We start from the raw sequence: 541 nt of genomic DNA, 5'->3' as shown, positions 1-541 counted from the left end.
GCGCCGTGGGGTTCGGTCACATGGGTGTGTCCGGTGGGGGTGGTGAATTCGATGGTGCCGTCGGGGAGTTGGCGGTCAGTCCAGCCGGGGCAGAACGTTTTCACCAAATGGTGTGCCCGACAAAATAATTTGGTGTTCGACGGGTGCGTCGGCCCGGCGGGCCAGGGGGCGGTGTGGTCAATGTCGCAGCGTTCGGCGGGGGCGTCACAACCGGGGAACCGGCAGGTGAGATCGCGCCAGTGGATGAACTCCGACAACGCCACCGACGGGCGGTACCGCGGCTCAGCCGCAGCGGACTCAGCTGCTTCGGCCGCATTCCCGGTGGGCATACGCACCGGTTTGACCGTGCCGGTGGCGGCCAGATCCCGCACGGATTCTGCGGGCAGGATTCCATGGCCGACCAGATACCCCGGATCATCACAGGTGCCGTTCACGGTGGATTGGTCGGCCAGCACATGCAACATCGCGGCATCGGCGGCCGCCCGCTGCTGTGCGGCCGGGCAGTCCTCACGCCGACACAGACACGGCATGCGGGATTCCA

Annotated in this window: 1 protein-coding gene; it reads right to left on the bottom strand. The window is 66.7% G+C overall.

The window, feature by feature from the left end; all coding sequences use genetic code 11:
• On the bottom strand, window positions 1-530 hold a 530-nt coding region (locus tag A5779_RS23365; RefSeq protein ID WP_330220079.1), incomplete at its 3' end, for an HNH endonuclease signature motif containing protein.
• Between the last annotated feature and the right edge of the window lie 11 nt (window positions 531-541).

The sequence above is a fragment of the Mycolicibacterium peregrinum genome (assembly GCF_001665625.1).
GTDB lineage: Bacteria > Actinomycetota > Actinomycetes > Mycobacteriales > Mycobacteriaceae > Mycobacterium > Mycobacterium peregrinum_B.
Note: the sequence above shows the minus strand (reverse complement) of the source record. Positions and strands in the feature narration are given on the sequence as shown.